Annotated in this window: 14 protein-coding genes; 10 read left to right on the forward strand and 4 right to left on the reverse strand. The window is 68.9% G+C overall.

Annotated elements, in window-relative coordinates; all coding sequences use genetic code 11:
- The 3 genes from ACU5AP_RS12630 to ACU5AP_RS12640 form a co-directional block, all read right to left on the reverse strand.
- On the reverse strand, positions 1-211 hold a 211-nt coding region (locus ACU5AP_RS12630), incomplete at its 3' end, for a hypothetical protein (protein ID WP_446681320.1).
- Positions 212-304: 93 nt separating this feature from the next.
- A complete protein-coding gene (locus ACU5AP_RS12635) occupies positions 305-1,072 on the reverse strand; it encodes an ABC transporter permease (RefSeq protein ID WP_446681321.1) in 768 nt (255 codons plus the stop codon).
- Positions 1,072-2,007, reverse strand: coding sequence for an ABC transporter ATP-binding protein (locus ACU5AP_RS12640; RefSeq protein ID WP_003163886.1), 936 nt, complete (start codon positions 2,005-2,007; stop codon positions 1,072-1,074). The genes ACU5AP_RS12635 and ACU5AP_RS12640 overlap by 1 nt, the downstream gene beginning before the upstream one ends.
- A gap of 150 nt (positions 2,008-2,157) precedes the next feature.
- Here ACU5AP_RS12640 and ACU5AP_RS12645 point away from each other — a divergent pair, with 150 nt between their 5' ends.
- Together ACU5AP_RS12645 and ACU5AP_RS12650 are read left to right on the forward strand one after the other, a co-directional pair.
- Entirely contained in the window at positions 2,158-3,483 is a 1,326-nt protein-coding gene (locus tag ACU5AP_RS12645) for a PQQ-dependent sugar dehydrogenase (protein WP_446681322.1), read from the forward strand.
- Between the two features lie 257 nt (positions 3,484-3,740).
- Positions 3,741-5,540: a long-chain-acyl-CoA synthetase gene (locus ACU5AP_RS12650; RefSeq protein WP_138141940.1), complete on the forward strand. Its 1,800-nt coding sequence runs from the start codon at positions 3,741-3,743 to the stop codon at positions 5,538-5,540.
- Here ACU5AP_RS12650 and ACU5AP_RS12655 read toward each other — a convergent pair.
- Complete coding sequence (locus tag ACU5AP_RS12655) at positions 5,537-6,526, reverse strand: helix-turn-helix domain-containing protein (RefSeq protein WP_128719496.1); 990 nt, start codon at positions 6,524-6,526, stop codon at positions 5,537-5,539. The genes ACU5AP_RS12650 and ACU5AP_RS12655 overlap by 4 nt on opposite strands.
- A gap of 176 nt (positions 6,527-6,702) precedes the next feature.
- Here ACU5AP_RS12655 and ACU5AP_RS12660 point away from each other — a divergent pair, with 176 nt between their 5' ends.
- From ACU5AP_RS12660 to ACU5AP_RS12695, 8 genes are all read left to right on the forward strand, one after another.
- Positions 6,703-7,473 (forward strand): DUF2306 domain-containing protein, encoded by a 771-nt coding sequence (locus ACU5AP_RS12660; RefSeq protein ID WP_223850992.1) that lies wholly within the window; start codon positions 6,703-6,705, stop codon positions 7,471-7,473.
- 112 nt (positions 7,474-7,585) lie between these two features.
- Entirely contained in the window at positions 7,586-8,455 is an 870-nt protein-coding gene (gene motA / locus ACU5AP_RS12665; RefSeq protein WP_003163893.1) for a flagellar motor stator protein MotA, read from the forward strand.
- Positions 8,456-8,546: 91 nt separating this feature from the next.
- Positions 8,547-8,864 (forward strand): hypothetical protein, encoded by a 318-nt coding sequence (locus ACU5AP_RS12670; protein ID WP_003163894.1) that lies wholly within the window; start codon positions 8,547-8,549, stop codon positions 8,862-8,864.
- Positions 8,865-9,003: 139 nt separating this feature from the next.
- Entirely contained in the window at positions 9,004-9,291 is a 288-nt protein-coding gene (locus ACU5AP_RS12675; RefSeq protein WP_052747950.1) for a hypothetical protein, read from the forward strand.
- Positions 9,292-9,424: 133 nt separating this feature from the next.
- Complete coding sequence (mnmD, locus tag ACU5AP_RS12680) at positions 9,425-11,236, forward strand: tRNA (5-methylaminomethyl-2-thiouridine)(34)-methyltransferase MnmD (RefSeq protein ID WP_128719495.1); 1,812 nt, start codon at positions 9,425-9,427, stop codon at positions 11,234-11,236.
- A 33-nt stretch (positions 11,237-11,269) separates the two neighbouring features.
- Positions 11,270-11,707 (forward strand): DUF6491 family protein, encoded by a 438-nt coding sequence (locus tag ACU5AP_RS12685; protein ID WP_003163895.1) that lies wholly within the window; start codon positions 11,270-11,272, stop codon positions 11,705-11,707.
- A gap of 182 nt (positions 11,708-11,889) precedes the next feature.
- Positions 11,890-13,050 (forward strand): efflux RND transporter periplasmic adaptor subunit, encoded by a 1,161-nt coding sequence (locus ACU5AP_RS12690; RefSeq protein WP_446681323.1) that lies wholly within the window; start codon positions 11,890-11,892, stop codon positions 13,048-13,050.
- Positions 13,051-13,059: 9 nt separating this feature from the next.
- Positions 13,060-16,149, forward strand: a complete 3,090-nt coding sequence (locus ACU5AP_RS12695) for an efflux RND transporter permease subunit (protein WP_313518957.1) — start codon at positions 13,060-13,062, stop codon at positions 16,147-16,149.
- The last annotated feature ends 60 nt before the right edge of the window (positions 16,150-16,209 follow it).

Genomic DNA, 16,209 nt, shown 5'->3' on the forward strand with positions numbered 1-16,209 from the left:
GGCGCGCGGGGGCGGGCTTCGGCTGGGCCGGTTTCGGGTGCGGCGGCATGGCGGCCAGGCGCGCCAGGCCCTCGTCGCGCGGCAGAGGGCCGACGTGGAAGGCGGCCTGGGGCGGGCGGCCCCAGGTGATCTGGCCCCGGCGGAAGGGCTCGGGGGCGCGCGGGGCGGGCTGCGTTTCAGGCGACTGGGGCTTGTCGTCGGCGTCGGACATTCGGTCTCCGGCGCTCACGGCGAGCGCGCATCAGGTCGAAAAGGCGTTAGAGGGGCAGGACGGTGAGCGCCGAGTTCGGCGCTTTCGTGACCTTCAGTTCTTCAGACGATAGCCGGTCTTGAAGATCCAGCCCACCACCGCCAGACAAGCGAAGAAGAAGCCCAGCGTGGCCGCAAGGCTGATTTCGACGCTGACGTCCCCCACGCCGTAGAAGGCCCAGCGGAAGCCCGAGATCAGATAGACCACCGGGTTGAACAGGGCGACCGTGCGCCAGCCCTCGGGCAGCATCTCGATCGAATAGAAGGCGCCGCCCAGGAAGGTCAGGGGCGTGACGATCAACATGGGCACGAACTGAAGCTGCTCGAAATTCTGCGCCCAGACCCCGATGATGAAGCCGAACAGGGCGAAGGTGGTCGAGATCAGGATCAGGAAGGCCAGCATCCAGAAGGGGTGCAGGATCTCGAGCGGCACGAAGAAGGCCGCCGTGGCCAAGATGATGAGGCCGAGGATCGCCGACTTGGTCGCCGCCGCCCCGACATAGGCCAGCACGATCTCCAGCGGCGACACGGGCGCGGACAGGATCTCGTAGATCGTCCCGGTGAACTTGGGGAAGTAGATGCCGAAGGAGGCGTTGAAGATCGACTGGGTGAACAGGCTGAGCATGATCAGGCCCGGCACGATGAAGGCGCCGTAGGGGGCGCCGTCCACCTCGGTCATGCGGCTGCCGATGGCCCCGCCGAAGACGACGAAATAGAGCGACGTCGTGATGACCGGCGTCACCAGCGACTGCCACAGGGTGCGAAGGGCGCGCGCCATCTCGAAGCGATAGATGGCCCAGACGCCATAGCCGTTGAAGCTCATCACGCGGCCTCCCGATCCTGATGGACCAGGCCGACGAAGATGTCCTCGAGCGAGCTCTGGCGGGTGCTGAGATCCTTGAAGCCGACGCCCAGATCCGACAGGCGGCGCATCAGGGAGGGGACGCCGGTCTTTTCGGCGTTGGAATCAAAGACGTATTCCAGTTCGGTCCCGTCGCCTTGCAGCGTGAGGTTCCAGTCGGCCAGTTCGGGCGGCAGGGCGGCCAGCGGCTCCTGAAGCTGAAGGGTCAGGGTCTTCTTGCCCAGCTTCTGCATCAGGTCGGCGGTCTTCTCGACCAGGATCAGTTCGCCCTTGAGGATGACGCCGACGCGGTCGGCCATCTCCTCGGCTTCCTCGATGTAGTGGGTGGTCAGGATGATGGTCACGCCGCGCTCGCGCAGGCGGCGCACCAGAGACCACATGTCCCGGCGCAGTTCGACGTCGACGCCCGCCGTGGGCTCATCGAGGAACAGGATTTCCGGTTCGTGGCTCAGGGCCTTGGCGATCATGACGCGGCGCTTCATCCCGCCGGACAGGGTCATGATCTTGGCGTCCTTCTTGTCCCACAGGCTGAGGTCGCGAAGGATCTGTTCGACATAGGCCGGGTTCGGCGCCTTGCCGAACAGGCCCCGGCTGAAGGTCACGGTGGCCCAGACGGTCTCGAAGGCGTCGGTCGTCAACTCCTGCGGCACCAGGCCGATCTTGGTGCGGGCGGCGCGGTAGTCGCTCTGAATATCGTGGCCGTCGGCGGTGATGGTTCCGCTGGACGGGGTGACGATGCCGCAGACGATGGAGATCATCGTCGTCTTGCCCGCCCCGTTCGGACCCAACAGGGCGAAGATCTCGCCCTTCTCGATCTCCAGATCGACGCGTTTCAGGGCCTGATGGCCGGACTTGTAGGTCTTGGTCAGACCTTCGATGGAAATGACGACTGGCATGGAGCCCCTCCCGGCTTCGGGGAAGGCAGATAAGGAGCGGCATGATGCGGCTCAAGGGGACGCCCGCCCTCTTCCAACGGGAAGGGGTTGCAGGAGCGATCCGCCCTGAAAGGCGTTATAGTCGAGGCCGAACCGCACAGGACGATCGCCATGTCCCCTCGCCGCCCCCTTCTTCTGGCCCTGCCCCTCGTCGCCCTGCTCGGTCTGGCGGCCTGCGAGACCGAAAGCGTGCTGCCGGAGACAGACGGTTTCGGCGCCGCGCCCAACCTGCCGGCGCCCCGGCCCCAAGCCGTGCCGACCGTGAAGATCGCCCGCGCCGTCGGCTGGCCGCAGGGACAGACGCCGGTTGCGGCGGCGGGCCTGGCGGTGAACGCCTTTGCGACGGGGCTGGATCATCCGCGCTGGCTCTACGTCCTGCCCAACGGCGACGTCCTAGTCGCCGAATCCCAGGCGCCCGCCAAGCCGAAGGAGAAGAAGGGGGGCCTGCGCGGCTGGATCGAAGGGCTGGTGATGGCGCGCGCGGGATCGGGCGACCGCCCCAGCGCCGACCGCATCAGCCTGCTGCGCGACGCCGACGGCGACGGGACGGCGGAGACGAAGACCGTCTTCCTGAGCGGCCTGACCTCGCCCTTCGGCATGGCCCTGGTCGGAGAGCGGCTGTACGTCGCCAACGCCGACGCCGTGGTCATGGTCCCCTATCAGACGGGCCGGACGCGCATCGACGCGACGCCGGTCAAGGTCGCGGACCTGCCCGCCGGGCGCAATCATCACTGGACCAAGAGCCTGGTCGCCTCGGCGGACGGGACCAAGCTCTATGTCGGGGTCGGCTCCAACTCCAACATCGGCGAGAACGGGCTGGACGAGGAGGTCGACCGCGCCGCCATTCTGGAGATCGACGCGGCGACGGGCGCACGGCGCGTCTTCGCCTCGGGCTTGCGCAACCCGGTCGGCCTGGCCTGGAATCCGCAGGACGGGCGTTTGTGGACCTCCGTCAATGAGCGCGACGCCCTGGGCGACGATCTGGTGCCCGACTACATGACGTCGGTCACGCCCGGCGGATTCTACGGCTGGCCGTGGAGCTATTACGGCCAGAACGTCGACGAACGGGTGCAGCCCGCCCGGCCCGACATGGTCGCCAGGGCGATCAAGCCCGACTACGCCCTGGGGTCGCATACGGCCTCTCTGGGCCTGACCTTCTATACGGGGACGTTGCTGCCCCAGTGGCGCGACGGGGCGATCATCGGCCAGCACGGCTCGTGGAACCGCAACCCGCCGTCCGGATACAAGGTCATCTTCGTGCCCTTCCGCGACGGGCGCCCGGACGGGCCGCCGCAGGACGTGCTGACCGGCTTCCGCAACGCAAGGGGCGAGGCCATGGGGCGGCCCGTCGGCGTGGCGGTAGACAGACGCAGCGCCCTGCTGGTCGCCGACGACGTGGGCGACGCGGTCTGGCGCGTGACGCCCGCCTCGCGATGAGATGCGGCGTCCGCCTGATCAGTCATGAGGGCGCGAGCCCGATTTCATCTGTAGACGATCCAGTGTGGAACCGCCGATCAGCGTCGGATCAGCTTGACCTTAGGTCGGCCTTCGACTTGACCCTACGTCATTGAAAAGGACGCGAAAGCTTGCCTTTTTGTCGAATGGCCCCGCCTGCGTCTCCGCCGCCGGTTGACCCGCCGCCCCGCGCCGTCCATCAACCATGACAAAGGCAATCGGGAAGAGGCGGCGCACCCATGGGACTGGCGGCAAACATCCGGCGTGACATCAAGTTCGCTGGCGGGCTGTTCAGACTTCTGAAGCGCATCAAGCCCATCACGCTCGACAGCGACGTCCTGGCCTGTGACGACATCGAGGAGGCGGTCGACAGGTTCGGCCCCAACATCGCGGTCGAGGACGAGAGCCGCAAGCTGACCTATCGCGAGTTCGAGGCCCTGGCGAACCGCTACGCCAACTGGGCCAAGAGCCGCAATCTGAAGCGCAGCGACGTCATCGCCCTGGTGATGCACAACCGCGTGGAATACGTGGCCGCCTGGTTCGGCTTCTCCAAGGTCGGGGTGGCCACCGCCCTGATCAACAACAATCTGACCGGCGCGGCCCTGGCCCACTGCCTGACCATCTCGACCGCCTTCAACGTGGTGACGGACGAGGACTGCTGGCAGGCGGTCGAGGACGCGCGCGGCCTGGTCGACCGCAACCTGATGATCTGGGTCCACGGCCTGGGCGAAGAGAACGAGACCAACGCGCGCCGCGACCTGGACAACGCCGTGCGCAGCGCCTCCTCGGTGCGGCCCGACCGTTCGCTGCGTCAGGGCATGACCAACCGCGACACGGCCCTGTACATCTTCACCTCGGGCACGACCGGCCTGCCCAAGGCGGCGCGGATGCCGCACTCGCGGGTGCGGACCTATATGCGCGCCTTCGCCGGAGCCACGGCCTCGACGCCCAAGGACGCCCTGTTCAACGTCCTGCCGCTGTATCACTCGACCGGGGGGCTGGTCGGCGTCGGCTCGGTGCTGCTGAACGGCGGGCGGATGATCACGCGGCGGCGCTTCTCGGCCACGCATTTCTGGCCCGACGTGAAGACGACCGGCGCGACCATGTTCGTCTACATCGGCGAACTGTGCCGCTATCTGATCAACAGCCCCGAAAACCCGGACGAGAAGGGCCACAAGCTGCGGCTGGCCTTCGGCAACGGCCTGCGCCCCGACGTCTGGCCCGAGTTCCAGAGCCGCTTCGGCATCAAGGACATTCTTGAGTTCTACGGCTCGACTGAAGGCAACGTCTCCCTGTTCAACTTCGACGGCAAGGCCGGGGCCATCGGCCGCGTGCCGGGCTTCCTGAAGTCGCAGATCAACATCCGCCTGATCGACCTGGACCCGGAGACGGGCGAGCCGGTGCGCGGCCCCGACGGCCTGTGCCGCCTGGTGCCGACCGGCGAGACGGGCGAGGCCATCGGCCAGATCGGCAGCGACATCCGCCACGACTTCTCGGGCTACGCCGACAAGAAGGCTTCGGAGAAGAAGATCCTGACCGACGTGTTCAAGAAGGGCGACCGCTGGTTCCGCACCGGCGACCTGATGCGCCAGGACCGTCAGGGCTACCTCTATTTCATGGACCGTCTGGGCGACACCTTCCGCTGGAAGGGCGAGAACGTCTCGACCGCCGAGGTCGAACAGCGCCTGTCCGAGGCGCCGGGCGTGCAGGAAGTCATCGCCTATGGCGTCGAGGTGCCGGGCCAGGAAGGCAAGGCGGGCATGGTCGGCCTGGTGCTGGACGAGAAGTTCGACGCAGCCGCCTTCGCCGCCTGGGCCGATGAGCAGTTGCCGACCTACGCCCGGCCGGTGTTCGTGCGGATGCTGAAGTCGGCCGACACCACCGGCACCTTCAAATACCGCAAGGTCGATCTGGTCGCCGACGGCTTCGACCCGGACAAGGTCGACGGCCCCGTCTGGGTGCGCGGCGGCAAGGCCGGTTATCAGAAGCTGACCGCCAAGGCGCGCGAGGCGATCCTGAGCGGCGCGACGCGGCTCTAGACCCGCGCGCGAAACGCCTGCGGCGTCACGCCGGTCAGCGCCTTGAAGGCGCGGTTGAAGGGGCCGATCGACCCGAAGCCGCAGTCATAGGCGATGGTCAGGATCGGCAGGCGGCGCAGAGCGGGGTCCGCCAGCCGCCGCTTCGCCTCCTCGATGCGGAAATGGTTGGCCATCTGGCTGAAGTTGCGGAAGCCCAGCCCGGCGATGCTGCGGCTGACCTTGTATTCCGCCTCGCCCAGACGCTGCGCCAGATCCGACACCTTGAGGTCGGGCTGGGCGTAGAGCGCCTGTTCGGTCATCAGACGCAGGATGCGCTCGCCCAGGTCCGCCTCCGCATCGGTCCGGGGCCGGGCGCGACTGCGAACGGTCGTCGTCAGCGGGCGGCGGCGGCGCCACCAGACGGCGAAGCCCATGCCGCCCAGGGCGATCAGGGCGCAGACCGCCTTGATCTCACCGCTGCGAAGCGCGGCCCAGCTCCCGTCCGGCGCGCCGTTCACCCAGACGACGGCGACCGCCAGGATCGCCGCATAGCCGACGGCGAAGCCGATGCGGAACCCGCGCTCCGAGGCCGAAACGCCCGACCCCAGCCGCTTGAGCGGCTCGACGGCGGCGAGCAGCAGCAGGGCGGAGCTGACCAGGCCGCTCAGATTGTCCACCATGCGCGGCCCGGCGGCTGAGATATCCGGAGCCAGGCGCAGGAAAGCCCCCGCCCCCACCAGGGCCAGAACCACAAGCAGGGGCCATCGGGCGCGAGCGCCTCCGGCCGGAAGAGGCGGCTGGAACAGGGCGCGGACCAGCAGCCAGGACCAGCCGCAGGTGGCGTCGCCCAACACCGCGACCGCTTCCGACGCCATTCCGAAGCGATGGCCCATGACCTGCGCCAGACAGAAGGCCGCCACCGCTGTCGCGAAAAGACCGCCGTACAGCGCCAGCTCCGACAGGCGCGAACCGGCGCGCGGCGCCGCGATCAGGCCATAGGCGCTCATCACCGGACCGCTCCGCGCGAGAACGGCGGAAAATCCATGGCCGATTTCCAAATCGGCGAGATCGCGACGGCCAAACCGCTCACAGCCCGGATCACCTCAAACGAACCAGGGACGCACAGGACGTGACGATATCGAAAACCGCAAGCCCCCCGATCCGCGCGCGATCGGACGCAAGCTTGCTGCGGCGATCCGGCGTGATCTGGTTCGGCATCGCCGCGATCGGCCAGGCCGCCTTCGTCTGGATGATCCTGGCCCATTTCGGACGGCGGACCCTGATCGGGGACTTCGCCGGCTGGAACGACAAGCCACTGATCAAGGGCTATGCGCCCGGCGACGACGTGGGGAATGTGATGTTCGCCATCCACGTCCTATTGGCGGCGGTCGTCACCCTGGGCGGACTGATGCAGCTGATTCCGGCCCTGCGGCGCCGGGCGCCGGCCCTCCATCGCTGGAACGGGCGCGTCTTCCTGATCACGGCCGTCGTCATGGCGGTCGGCGGCCTGTGGCTGACCTGGGGGCGAGAGACCTATCTGTCGCTCATATCGGCCGTCGCGGTCTCGGTGGACGGGGCGCTGATCCTGGTCTTCGCCGCCCTGGCGTGGCGCACGGCCGTTCGACGGGACTTCGAGGCGCATCGTCGATGGGCGATGCGCGCCTTTCTGGCGGTCAACGGCGTCTGGTTCCTGCGGGTGGGACTGATGGCCTGGGCCATCGCCACGGGCGGCCTCGGCATGAACAAGACCCTGTCCGGCCCGGCCGACATCGTACTGCAGTTCGGCGCCTATCTCATTCCCCTGGCCCTGTTCGAAGCCTATTGGCGCGCAGGACGCAGCGCCCGCCGCGGCCTCCAGCGACTGACCGTCGTCGCGATGGGGCTGGCCGCCGCCGTCACGGCCCTGGGCGTTTTCGGGGCCGTCGTCTTCATGTGGGGCCCCTATATGCTCTAGCGACGCCCATCTCGCGTTTTCGTCCCGAACCGGGATTCGCGAAACGCGGCCTTAAGCATTAACGCCGATAACGGCGTCCTGACCCTTCGGCTCCAGGACGCCTGCTCGCCTCATGTTCCAGATCATCGGCATCGTCATGCTGTTCGCCATGGTGTTCGGCAGCTTCCTGCTGCACGGCGGCAAGATGGCGACGATCCTCTATTCGCTGCCCTATGAGCTCATGGCCATCTTCGGAGCGGGCATCGCGGCCTTCCTGATCTCCAACAGCCTGCCGGTGATCAAGGCCACCCTGGGCGGCCTGGGCAAGTGCTTCGCCGGGCCGAAGTGGAAGAAGCAGGACTACAAGGATCTGCTCAGCCTGCTGTTCCAGCTGACCAAGACGATGAAGTCCAAGGGCGTGATCGCCCTGGAAAGCCACATCGAAAAGCCGGCCGAAAGCGCCATCTTCCAGAAATATCCCAAGGTGCTGAAGGACCACTTCGCCACCGACTTCATCTGCGACACCCTGCGGATGATGACCATGAACCTCGAGGATCCGCACCAGATCGAGGACGCCATGGAGAAGCAGCTGGAGAAGCACCACCACGAGGCCCTGGCCCCGGCCCACGCGCTTCAAACCCTGGCCGACGGCCTGCCCGCCCTGGGCATCGTCGCCGCCGTGCTGGGCATCATCAAGACCATGGGGTCGATCACCGAACCGCCGGAAGTGCTGGGCGGCATGATCGGCGGCGCCCTGGTCGGCACCTTCCTGGGCGTCTTCCTGGCCTATGGTCTGGTCGGGCCGTTCGCCTCGCGCCTCAACGCCATCGTCGAAGAGGAAGGCGCCTACTACAAGATCATCCAGTCGGTGCTGGTGGCCCACCTGCACGGCAACGCGGCCCAGATCTCGGTCGAGATCGGCCGCGGCGACATCCCCTCGACCGCGCAGCCGTCCTTCACCGAAATGGAAGAAGCCCTGGCCGCCGCGCCGATGGACGCCTGACGCCCTTCGGCGATCTTCGGAACACGGAGCGTTCACGACGGTTCTCTCAGGATCACGGCCGCGTGCGCGGCCCTACGCCTGGAGCTGTCCCATGCCTGTGCGTCTCACCCGCCGTCCCGCTCATTTCGCAGCCGCGCTCGGCGGCCTGTCGATTCTGATGCTGACCGCCGCCTGCAACGAGCGGGCGCCCGAACGACCCGCCCCCCTGGCCGACCCCGCGCCCGCGGCCGCCGCGCCTCCGGTCAGTCCCGCGCCTGCGCCCGATTCGACGGGAACGGCGACCCCGCCGCCAGGCGACGCGATCCCCGTCCCCACGCCCCCGACCCTGCCGCCCGATCCGAACGAGCCGACTCCGCCCGACCCCATGGACCCGACGGCGCCGCGCCCCGTTCCCCCGGACAACCCTTGAATTTCAGGGCTGAATCCGGCCTGCCTCAAGTTGTCTTCACGAACGCGTGAGAAATCGCTTGCACTCCCGCTCACGAAGCCGTTATCACTTCCTCAGCGAGGTTCATGGTCTCGCTTTTACCTTCTGAAGGAAGAAACCTATGCGCATCACCGCTCTGATCGCCGCTTCGGCCGCCGCTCTGGCCCTGGCTGCTTGCCAACCGGCCGCCACGGACAAGGCTGAAGACGCCGCCGCCGACGCCACCGCCGCCGCCGACACCGCTGCCGACGCCGCTGCTACGGCTGACGCCGCCGCCACCGACGCCGCCGCCGCCGCTGGCGAAGCTGCCGGCGAAGCCACCAAGGCTGCCGACGCCGCTGCTGCTCCGGCCGCTGACGCCGCTGCCGCTCCGGCCGCTGCTCCGGCTGCTCCGGCTGCCGCTCACTAAGACTTACGTCTTGGATCGCGGTCTTCGGATCGCGATGCGGAAAGGGGTCGTCCTCACGGACGGCCCCTTTTTCATGCCCGCTTTCCAAGCAGGGCGGCTTTCGTCCGGCGGCGCGGCCCGATAGACCCCCGCCATGACCGCCGCACCGCCCTCCGACGACGCTTCACCCCAACTGCTGTGGGCCGACGACGGCTCGCCCCGTTCCGGGCGATTCGGCGATGTCTATTTCTCCAAGGACGACGGCCTGGCCGAGACCCGAGCGGTCTTCCTGCAGGGCTGCGGCCTGCCCGAGGCCTGGTCCGGGCGATCCGCCTTCACCGTCGGCGAGCTGGGCTTCGGCACCGGGCTGAACATCGTCGCCCTGCTGGACCTGTGGCGGCGCACGCGCGCGGACGGGGCGCGGCTTAAGGTCTTCTCCATCGAAGGTTTCCCGCTGACGCGCGATGAGGCCGCGCGCGCCCTGGCCGCCTGGCCCGAGCTGGCCGAGACGGCCGCCGGGGTGCTGGACGCCTGGCCCGCCGGGACGCCCGGCTTTCATCGGCTGGACCTGCCGCAGTGGGGGGCGACGATCGACCTGGCCGTCGGCGACGCCCGCTGGGCGCTGGACCAATGGTCGGGACCGGCCGACGCCTGGTTCCTGGACGGGTTCTCGCCCGCGCTGAACCCCGGCATGTGGTCGCCCGAGATTCTGGCCCTCGTCGCGGCGCGCTCCAACCCCGGCGCGCGGCTGGCCACCTTCACCGTCGCCGGAGCCGTGCGACGCGGCCTGGCCGAGTACGGCTTCACCGTCGAGAAGAAGCCCGGCCACGGCAGGAAGCGCGAACGGCTGGAGGCGCGCATGGCGGGCGAGGCGCCGACGGAGCGCCCCCGCCATGTCGCCGTGATCGGCGCCGGGATCGCCGGGGCCGCCGTCGCCCGCGCCCTGATCGCCGAGGACGCGCGCGTCACGGTCGTCGAGGCCGAGCGGGCGGGCGCGGGGGCCTCGGGCTTTCCCGCGTCGCTGGTCACGCCGAGGCTGGATGCCGGCGACGCCTTCATCGCCGGGTTCCACGCCCAGGCGCTGGAGCGGGCGGGAAGCCTGTACCGCGCCCTGCCCGGCGCCGTCGTCGCCGAAGGGGTGCTGCAACTGGAGCAGGCTCCGCGCGACGCCGCCCGCTTCGACAAGATCGCGGCCCAGCCCCTGTGGCCCGAGGGCGCCATGCAGCGGCTGGCCCCCGCCGCCTGCGCCGAGCGCCTGGGCGAACCCACGACGCGCGGCGGTCTGATGATGGGCCAAGCCCTGGCGACGCGCTCCAGCGCCATACTGGAGCCGTGGCTGGCGGGCGCCGAACGGGCGGCGGGACGCGCGGCCGCGCTGGAGGCGACGAGAGACGGCTGGCGCGTGAAGGGCGAGGACGGCGACGTGCTGGTCGAGGCGGACGCCGTGGTGCTGGCGGCGGGCTGGGGATCGGCGCGGCTCATGCCCGACCTGCCGTTGTCGCCGGTGGCGGGACAGGCGGACTGGATCGAAGGGACGCCGCCGCCTCTGCCCGTCGCCTGGGGCGGCTACGCCGCGCCGACCGGGGACGGGATGCTTTACGGCGCCACCCACGACCGGGGCGTGAAGGCGGCCGAGGCGTCCGATGCGGCCAGCGCCCGCAACCAGGCGACCCTGGCCGCCGCCCTGCCCGCCCTCGCCGAGGTCGTGGATCAGACCCCCGCCGAGGCGCGCGGCCGCCGGGTCGCCGTGCGGGCCACGACGCCCGACCGCCTGCCGCTGTGCGGCGCCTGGGGCGAAACGGGCCTGTATGTCCTGACGGGGCTGGGCTCGCGCGGCTTCTGCGTCGCCCCCCTGCTGGGCGAGCATCTGGCGGCGCTGATCATGGGACGGTCATCTCCCGTTCAGCTCGACCATGGGCATCGTCTGAGCCCTGCGCGTCATGACAATGTCGCTGAAGACCACTAGGGTTGCATACCAACGATCGACAAAGGATTCGCCATGGCTCGCCGCATTCCCTTCGCCGCTTGTAAGATCACGGCCTTGAGCCTGGCGCTGAGCCTGGGCGTCGCAGCCTGCGCGCCCCAGACGAACGGCGGCGCCTCCACCGTGCAGACGGCCTCGTCGACGGCGGCCCCCTGCTTCTATGCCGATCAGGTCCGCAACTTCCGCTCGGATGATCGCACCAACATCTATTTCGACACGGGTCGCGGACGCATCTATCACGCCCAGGCGGCCGGCATCTGTCAGGACATGGACTTCGCCACGGCCCTTACCATTCGCCCGCAAAGCGCCGGCAAGTCACGCCTGTGCGCCGGCGACTGGGCGAACCTGAACGTGCGCGGCATGTCGGGCGTCAACGGTCCTTGCCGCGTCCGTATCGTCAAGGCCCTGAGCGCGGCTGAGGTCGCCGCCTTGCCGGATCGGGTCCGCCCCTGATCGCACCTCGGCCGCCCGCACAGTCAGAACCCATTTCGGTTGCAGATTACATCGCAGTAATTGCGAATGAGTCGTTTGAGCGCGGATCGCCGAACGGGTAAACAGCGTTGCTATGCCCGCGACGCCGGACAGAAGGTTGGCGCGCGCCTGACTGTACGCTCAACCTCCCAGGATATCCGCACGTGGCGACCTCTCGACACTTTCCGGCCCGGCTGAACGTCAGCCTGGCTCTCGCCTTGGCTTCAAGTCTGACCCTGGCCGCCTGCGGCGGACACGGGGACGAAAAGGACAAGAAGGACGGCGCCTCGCGCCAGACCGTCAGCGCGACGACGGCGACCTCGGTCGCCCTGCCTCGCACCGTGGTCGCCTCGGGCACCGTCTCGGCCTGGGAAGAGGTGCCGGTCGGCGCCGAAACCGGCGGACTGACGGCGACGACCCTCTATGTCGACGAAGGCTCCTATGTCCGTCAGGGCCAGCCGCTGGTGCAGATGAACGACGTCCTGCTACGCGCCCAGGTGCGCCAGCAGCAGGCGGCGGTGCAGACGGCCGAGGCCAACGTCGCCCGCGACGACGCCGCACTGGGCCGTGCGCAGGAGCTGAAGACGCGCGGCTTCCTGAGCCAGGCGTCGCTGGACACGGCCCTGGCCAATCAGCGGGCCTCGGCGGCCAATCTGGCCTCGGCCCAGGCCGCCCTGGCCGAGACCCAGACTCGCCTGTCCCAGGCCACCATCCGCGCGCCGGTCAGCGGCCTGATCATCAGCCGCAGCGTCACCAAGGGCCAGATCATCAGCGCCGGAACCGAGCTGTTCCGCATGGTGCGCGACGGCCGTCTGGAGCTGGACGCCCAGGTGCCGGAGACCGAACTGCCGTTGATCCAGGCCGGTCAGAGCGCGGCCGTCACCTCCAGCCAGGCCGGTTCGACCACCGGCACGGTCCGCATCGTCACGCCCGAGGTTGATCCGCAGACCCGCCTGGGCCTGGCGCGCATCAGCCTGGCCCCCGGCAGCGCGCTGAAACCCGGCATGTTCGCCCGCGCCGCCATCGAGGCGGGCGCCCGACCGGCGACCGTGGTGCCGACGGACGCGGTCCTTTACCGCAGCAACAAGTCAGGGGTGTTCGTGCTGAACGCCGACTCCTCGGTGCGCTTCGTGCCGGTGACGGTGCTGTCGCGGCGCGACGACCAGACCTCGGTCGAGGGGCTGAACGCGGGCGTCCGCGTCGTGGTGGCCGGCGCCGGCTTCCTGAACGACGGCGACAAGGTGACAGTGGCCGCGCCGCGCGCCGCTGCGCCCGCAGCGGCTCCGGCCGCCGCCCCCGCCGCCCAAGCGCCCGCCAAGAAGTAAGGCCCGGCCATGAATCAGCTTTCCGCCTGGGCGATCAAGAACCCCATCCCCATCATCCTGCTGTTCCTGCTGCTGACGCTGGGCGGCGTGACCGGCTTCGCCGGGATGCGGATCAACAACAACCCCGACATCGACTTCCCCCTGGTCGCGGTCACGGCCGCGCGCCCCGGCGCCGCCCCGACCGAGATGGAGGTGCAGGTCACGCGCGTGATCGAGGATTCGATCGCCGGCCTGTCCGGCGTGCGCCACATCTATTCCAACGTCTCGGACGGGGTGTCTTCGACCACCATCGAGTTCGAACTGGGCACCGACACCGAGCGCGCCACCAACGACGTCCGCAACGCCATGAGCGGGGTGCGCGCCAGCCTGCCCCAGGACATGCAGGAGCCGACGGTCCAGCGCATCGACATCACCGGCGACGCCCTGATCACCTATGTCGTGCGCTCGGAAACCATGACGCCCGAGCAGATCAGCTGGTTCATCGACAATGAGATGAGCCGCGCCCTGCTGGCGCTGGGCGGCGTCGGCGAGGTCAACCGCTCCGGCGGGGTGGACCGCGAGATCCGCGTCGAACTGGACCCGCAGCGGCTCAGCGCCTACGGCGTGACGGCGGCCCAGGTCAGCCAGGCCCTGACCAACGTGAACAACAACCTGCCGGGCGGTCGCGTCACCATCGCCGGGTCCGAGCGCGCCGTGCGCACCCTGGGCGCCGCCGGTTCGGTCGAGCAGTTGCGCGAGACCCTGGTGCCGGTCGGCGACGGCAAGAACGTACGCCTGGGCGACCTGGGCGCGGTGGTCGACAAGTGGAGCGAACCGCGCCGCCTGGCCCGCTACAACGGCCAGGAGGCCGTGACCTTCAACTTCCTGCGCTCGCGCGAGGCCAGCGAGGTCAAGGTCTCCGAAAAGGTCCGCGCCGAGGTGGAGAAGATCGACGAGGCCCATCCCGAACTGACCATCGAACAGGTCACCTCGAGCGTGAAATACATCGAGGAATCCTACCTCGCCTCGCTGGAGGCGCTGATCCTGGGCGCGGTCCTGGCGGTCATCGTGGTGTGGATCTTCCTGCGCGACTGGCGGGCGACCCTGATCGCGGCGACGGCCATGCCGATGTCGCTGATTCCGACCTTCGCCATCCTGGGGCCGATGGACCAGTCGCTGAACGTGGTGACGCTGCTGGCGCTGTCGCTGACGATCGGCATCCTGGTCGACGACGCCATCGTGGAGATCGAGAACATCGTCCGCCACATGCGCGACGGCAAACCGCCCTATGACGCCGCCTTCGAGGCCGCCGACGAGATCGGCCTGGCCGTCGTGGCGACGACCGGCACCATCATCGCCGTGTTCGCGCCCGTGGGCTTCATGCCCGGCATCATCGGCCAGTTCTTCAAGGCCTTCGCCCTGGCCGCCTGCATCAGCGTCTTCTTCTCGCTGGTGGTGGCGCGTCTGCTGACGCCGCTGATGGCGGCCTACATGCTCAAGCACACCCACCACGAGGACAAGGATCCCTTCTGGATGGCGGGCTATCTGCGCTCGCTGAAGTGGTGCCTGCGCCATCGCTGGATCGTCTTCATCATGGGCGGGGCCTTCCTGTTCGGCTCCATCGGCCTGTCGATCGCGGCCAAGATGTCGTTCGAGTTCATGTCGCCCGCCGACGAGGGCCGCGCGGCCTTCCAGATCGAACTGCCGCCCGGCTCCACCCTGCATCAGACCGATGTCGTGGTGCAGCAGGTGACGCAGAAGCTGAACGCCCGGCCCGAGGTCACCTCGGTCTACGCCGCCATCGGCGGGCAGTCGGTGAACCAGGCCAATGTCTACGCCGACATGGTGCCCAAGGGTAAGCGCGAGCTGAGCCAGCAGGCCTTCGCCCGCGTCATGGTCGATGAGATGAAGCAGATCCCCGGCGCCCGCATCCGCGCCGGCATCGCCCAGCAGGGCGGCGGACCGGGCGACGGCACCAGCTACACCTTCTCCATCCTGGGCGACGATCCCGTCGTGCTGGAAGCCGCAGCCCGCAAGGTCGAGGAGGAGATGCGCGGGGTGCCGGGCCTGGCCAATATCGTCAACACCGCCGCCATCGCCCGGCCGGAAATCCTGGTCACGCCGCGCCCGGATGAAGCGGCGCTGCTGGGCGTCTCGGCGGGGGCCATCTCCCAGGCCGTGCGCGTCGCCACCATCGGCGACATCGACCAGAACCTGCCGAAGTACAATCTGGGCGACCGCCAGATCCCCATTCGCCTGCAGCTGACCGAGGCCGCGCGCGAGGATCTGAACGTGCTGGAGACGCTGCGCGTGCCGACCGCCTCAGGGGCCGCCGTACCGCTGAGCGCCGTGGCCGACATCGAGTTCGGCGCCGGTCCGGCCACGGTCAGCCGTCAGGACCGCTCGCGCATCGCCTCCATCTCGGCCGAGCTGGACGGCATCACCACCGGCGCGGCGGGCCAGGCGGTCAACAAGCTGCCCTCGGTGAAGAACCTGCCGACGGGCGTGCGTCAGGTGCCCGCCGGGGACGCCGAGTTCATCCAGGAGATGCTGGTGGGCTTCGGCATCGCCTTCCTGTCGGGCATTCTGCTGATGTACGCCGTGCTGACCCTGCTGTTCAAAAGCTTCGCCTACCCGGTCACCATCATGGCGGCCCTGCCCCTGGCCATCGGGGGCGCCTTCATCGCCCTGGTGATCGCGGGCAAGAGCTTCTCCATGTCGGCCCTGATCGGGGTGCTGATGCTGATGGGGATCGCGGCCAAGAACTCCATCCTGCTGGTCGACTACATCATCATGGCCGAGAAGAGCGGGCTGAGCCGCTTCGCCGCCATCATGGACGCCGCCCACAAGCGGGCGCGGCCGATCCTGATGACCACCTTCGCCATGGGGGCGGGCATGGTGCCCATCGCCATCGGCTGGGGCGCCGACGTGGAGTTCCGCTCGCCCATGGCCGTGGCCGTGGTGGGGGGGCTGATCTCCTCGACCTTCCTGTCGCTGCTCTATATCCCGGCGGTGTTCACCATCATCGACGACATCGCCGGCTTCGGGCGGCGCATGCTGAACCGGATGTTCGCCGGGCAGCGGAGACTGGCGGGGGAAAACCACACCCCGGCGGAGTGAGGCGGCCGGCTCGCGGTTGAATGAGGAAAAGCCCCCGGTCATGCGGCCGGGGGCTTTTTC

It is taken from the genome of Brevundimonas sp. RM1 (assembly GCF_052907225.1).

Coding starts and splice junctions, on each gene's coding strand:
- ACU5AP_RS12635 (WP_446681321.1), bottom strand. CDS start 1,072: ATGAGCTTCAACGGCTATGGCGTCTGGGCCATCTATCGCTTCGAGATG.
- ACU5AP_RS12640 (WP_003163886.1), bottom strand. CDS start 2,007: ATGCCAGTCGTCATTTCCATCGAAGGTCTGACCAAGACCTACAAGTCC.
- ACU5AP_RS12645 (WP_446681322.1), top strand. CDS start 2,158: ATGTCCCCTCGCCGCCCCCTTCTTCTGGCCCTGCCCCTCGTCGCCCTG.
- ACU5AP_RS12650 (WP_138141940.1), top strand. CDS start 3,741: ATGGGACTGGCGGCAAACATCCGGCGTGACATCAAGTTCGCTGGCGGG.
- ACU5AP_RS12655 (WP_128719496.1), bottom strand. CDS start 6,526: ATGAGCGCCTATGGCCTGATCGCGGCGCCGCGCGCCGGTTCGCGCCTG.
- motA (WP_003163893.1), top strand. CDS start 7,586: ATGTTCCAGATCATCGGCATCGTCATGCTGTTCGCCATGGTGTTCGGC.
- ACU5AP_RS12670 (WP_003163894.1), top strand. CDS start 8,547: ATGCCTGTGCGTCTCACCCGCCGTCCCGCTCATTTCGCAGCCGCGCTC.
- ACU5AP_RS12675 (WP_052747950.1), top strand. CDS start 9,004: ATGCGCATCACCGCTCTGATCGCCGCTTCGGCCGCCGCTCTGGCCCTG.
- mnmD (WP_128719495.1), top strand. CDS start 9,425: ATGACCGCCGCACCGCCCTCCGACGACGCTTCACCCCAACTGCTGTGG.
- ACU5AP_RS12685 (WP_003163895.1), top strand. CDS start 11,270: ATGGCTCGCCGCATTCCCTTCGCCGCTTGTAAGATCACGGCCTTGAGC.
- ACU5AP_RS12695 (WP_313518957.1), top strand. CDS start 13,060: ATGAATCAGCTTTCCGCCTGGGCGATCAAGAACCCCATCCCCATCATC.